The following is a 3830-nucleotide window of genomic DNA, read 5'->3' on the forward strand; positions in this document are numbered from 1 at the left end:
CCGATTTTCTGAATATGGATGTTTTTAAAGCCAGCCTTTTTGAACAAGCACTTTATTTCTTTGGCTGAAGGAAAATAATAATAAAGGGGAAGATTTTTATTGTTGCCCCAAAATTTCAAGTATTCTTTTTCCCCTATTTTTTTCCATTTTTTCCGTATTTTAAGAGGAGGATGCCAGAGGTAGCCAGCAAATTGGCCTTCATCTTTTAGAGATTTTTTTATTTTCTCTAACACTTGCTTTAGGTTGTTTTTAGGGAAGTGGTGCAAAACCGCCAAAGCAATTATCCAGTCAAAAGATTTCTTAAAGTTTAAATTTTCCAGATCTATCTTTTTAAGCTTAATTTTTGCAGGGTATTTTTTAGCTATGAAATTTTTAGCAGCGATTTGAATAAAATTTTTAGAAAAATCAATACCAAGATAAAAGTTTTTATTATTAAAAAAATTTTGTTTGTCTAAATACTCTAAAGTTCGGCAGGATCCGCAGCCAACTTCCATTAATCTGCCTTTTGGTTTGAATTTTGTAAAAAAGAGATCTAACACTTTGTCTTTTTTTTCTCTTGTTTGCTTAAATAAAGGGGCTATTTTTTCGTATGTTTTTTGATTGAGTTTCACCCATTTTTCTTCCTTGATTTTTTGCCTCATTTGTGGCAAAATATAACAACTTTTATGGGAAAAGTAAAGCAAAATAAAAAAGTTTTTTCACTTTTGGCTAAGGAGCTTAAAAGAGGTTTTGATTTGGAAAAAGCCAAAAAAAAGGTAGCAGAAAAATTAGCTCTAAAGCAGCTTCCCCGTACTTATGAATTCCTCAGTTATTTGGATAGAAGAAATCCCCAATTAGCATCTCAGATTAGAAAAAAAGTGAAAATTCACAAAATTCGCTCTCTCTCCGGAATCGTTTCGGTTTCAGTTTTAACTAAACCATACCCTTGTCATTACAAATGCGCTTACTGCCCCAAAGAAAAAGGCATACCCCAAAGCTATCTTAGTGATGAGCCGGCTGTAGCTAGGGCTAAAAAAGTAAAGTTTGACCCTTTTTTACAAGTAAAAAACAGATTAAAGGTGCTTGAACGAGGGGGGCATCCAACTGATAAAGTTGAGCTTCTAATTTTGGGGGGGACTTTTTCTTTGCTTCCCCAAAAATATCGCCAATGGTTTGTAAAAAGGTGTTTTGAGGCTGCTAATGAAAAAACAAGCAGAACTCTTATTCAAGCGCAAAAGATAAATGAAAGGAGCAAGCACCGGATTATTGGGATTACTATTGAAACTCGTCCGGACTTAATAGATGAACGCGAAATTAAATTTTTGCGGCATTTAGGCATTACAAGAGTAGAGCTTGGGGTGCAGACCTTTTTTGATTTTTTGCTCAAAAAAGTTAACCGCGGCCACGGAAAAAAAGAAAGCTTTAGGGCAGCTTATCTTTTAAAAGAATCAGGTTTTAAAATTACTTATCACTTAATGTTGAACCTGCCCGGCAGTAATCCTTTTTTAGACTGGTTGTCTGGAATTTTGTTCTTTTTTCATTCCCATCTGCGTCCCGATCATTTAAAAATTTATCCTTTAATGGTTGTAAAGGGATCTTTAGTTTATAAATGGTGGCAAGAGGGAAAAATCAAAACTTATAGTAAAAATACTCTAATTTATGTCTTATCTGCCATTAAAAAATTTACCCCTCCTTTTATAAGAATTATTAGAGTAATTAGAGATATTCCGGCCCAATATATTGAGGCAGGGGTAAAATTTTCTAATCTTAGGCAAGAAGTTCATCGTTTTATGGCGCAAAAAGGTCTAGCTTGCCGCTGTATTCGCTGTCGTGAAATAAAAGGAGAAAAACTAATTAATCCTCGCTTGGTGGTAAGAAGGTATTGGGCAAATTTTGGCAAGGAGTATTTTTTAAGCATTGAAGACAAAAAACACTTGGGAGCACTTTTGCGTTTGCGAATCCCCCATTATTTTCTAAAAAACAAAAAAACTTTTTTTAATACCTTAAAAAACGCTGCTTTGATTAGAGAGATTCATACTTATGGCAAATCAGTTCCTATTAGCAAAAAGTTTAAAGGAGCGGCACAACATCAAGGATTTGGAGAAGTTTTGCTTAAAAAAGCTGAAGAGATTGCCAGGCGAGAAGGGGTGAAAAAAATAGCTGTTATTGCCGGTGTGGGGGTTAGGGGTTATTTTCGTAAATTTGGTTACAGACTTCAAGAAACCTATATGGTAAAAGATTTAACTGATAGTTTTTAGGTTTTTTTATGCTTTTGCCAATTAGAAGCAGGCAGTTTTTGTCTTGACATCTTTTATACATACTTTATACTAAAAGTATGACACAAAATCATGTTCTAACTCCTGCCCAAAAACAGGTATTAGATCTTATTAAAGAGTCATTGGGTTCAGAAGGCTATGCTCCTACCATAAGAGAAATGGCTCAAGAGTTGGGTTTTAAATCTCCCCGTGCTGTGGCTTATCATTTAGAGCAGTTAGAGAAAAAGGGTTATATTAAAAAAACAGCTGATGGGGCAAGAAACATATCTTTAGTTTATGAAGAAAAAAATAAAAAAACTCTTTTTGTCCCCTTGGTTGGCTGGTCCGCAGGAGGGAGACCGATTTATGCTGAGGAAAATATTATTGATTGGATTGCGATTTCCCCTAGCTTTATTAAAGAAGACTCAGACTTCTTTCTTTTGCGAGTTAAAGGCAATTCAATGGCTCCTAAGATTGAACATAATGATATTGTGGTTGTTAAACGCCAACTTACTGCTAATCCGGGAGATATTGTAGTGGCTTTAATTGGCTCTGAAACCACAATTAAAAAATACCTTCCTAAAAGAGGACAAATAGTGCTTCAGCCCCTAAATCCGGATTACGAACCCATTGTGGCAAAACCCAGCCGCTTAAAGATACAAGGAGTTATAAAAGGCGTGATGAAGCAAATTAAGTAAATAATTATTTTAGATATTTATCTAATTGTTGGTAAATTCTGTAAGCTCTAAAGCCTAGCCAGTTTTTAGAGAGAAGAGAGCGAGGAAGTCGAGGATCTTTACGAATAATATCAAGGTATTTAAGTTCAGTTAGCTTTGCTAAAAGATCGAGCGCTTTTTCTTTGAGTTCTGCCTTTAGGTTATTTAAGTTTTTTAATCTTTTAAATTTACGTTTTGTGTCTTGTATAAACTCACGGTATTGTTTTTCAATTTTTTGCGGCTTCCAAACTGAGTTAATCAGGCTTTTTTCATCTGCTGAAGAAAGAATGCCGTAAAAAACCTTAACCTTTTTTTCTAATCCGTGATTGGTTAGGTAAAGTTTTAAATTTTGATGTAATGGATGGGGGCAAACCCAAACGCTGTTTTGCCAAACAGAGAAGCCGTATTTTTTGAGCTGGTAGCGCAGCTGGTCTCTAATCTTTTTTTCTGTTTCCGGAATGTTAAAAACTACCATTGTCCAGCGCCTGTGCCAAAGAGGAAGTGCATATCTTATTTTTTCAGTTTTAGGGATTCGTCTTTTGGCTCTAGCAGTAGCCTTAATTAAATCCTCTTCTTGAATAATTTCTCCTTTTTTCTTCATCTCTGTTAGAGATTTTTTTAGTTCACTAGTTTTTGCTCCCAAAACACTTTTAATAATTTCGGCGAGCGCTGACTCACTCATTCCTTTTTCGTCTTTTAGGAGATAAGCAATTGAAGCTTTTAAATCCATAGGGCCTTTTTAGTTTAATGCCCCTCTTGTCTTTAATTTAGCGTTCATTAACTAAGCTGTCAAATTTATTTTATTTACTTTAATTGACACGAAAAATATTACAAAAAGAAAACCCCCTCTGGTTTCAGAGGGGGTGGGTGTCTTTTGGGC

4 protein-coding genes are annotated in these 3830 nt (G+C 35.0%); 2 read left to right on the forward strand and 2 right to left on the reverse strand.

Translation table 11 applies throughout. The annotated features are described in order from the left end of the window. A partial coding sequence (locus J7K05_03120) for a class I SAM-dependent methyltransferase (protein MCD6195157.1) occupies positions 1-641 on the reverse strand: 641 nt, incomplete at its 3' end. Between the two features lie 24 nt (positions 642-665). Between J7K05_03120 and J7K05_03125 the strand changes: the two genes are divergently transcribed. Both J7K05_03125 and lexA read left to right on the forward strand, forming a co-directional pair. Next, on the forward strand, positions 666-2237 hold the full coding sequence (locus tag J7K05_03125; protein ID MCD6195158.1) for a tRNA uridine(34) 5-carboxymethylaminomethyl modification radical SAM/GNAT enzyme Elp3: 1572 nt from the start codon (positions 666-668) through the stop codon (positions 2235-2237). Positions 2238-2314: 77 nt separating this feature from the next. After that, positions 2315-2932, forward strand: coding sequence for a repressor LexA (gene lexA / locus J7K05_03130; GenBank protein MCD6195159.1), 618 nt, complete (start codon positions 2315-2317; stop codon positions 2930-2932). Between the two features lie 4 nt (positions 2933-2936). Here the strand turns inward: lexA and J7K05_03135 are convergent, their stop codons facing one another. Next, complete coding sequence (locus J7K05_03135; GenBank protein MCD6195160.1) at positions 2937-3680, reverse strand: hypothetical protein; 744 nt, start codon at positions 3678-3680, stop codon at positions 2937-2939. Positions 3681-3830 lie beyond the last annotated feature (150 nt).

This window comes from bacterium, assembly GCA_021157605.1.
Lineage (GTDB): Bacteria > Patescibacteriota > UBA1384 > JAGGWG01 > JAGGWG01 > JAGGWG01.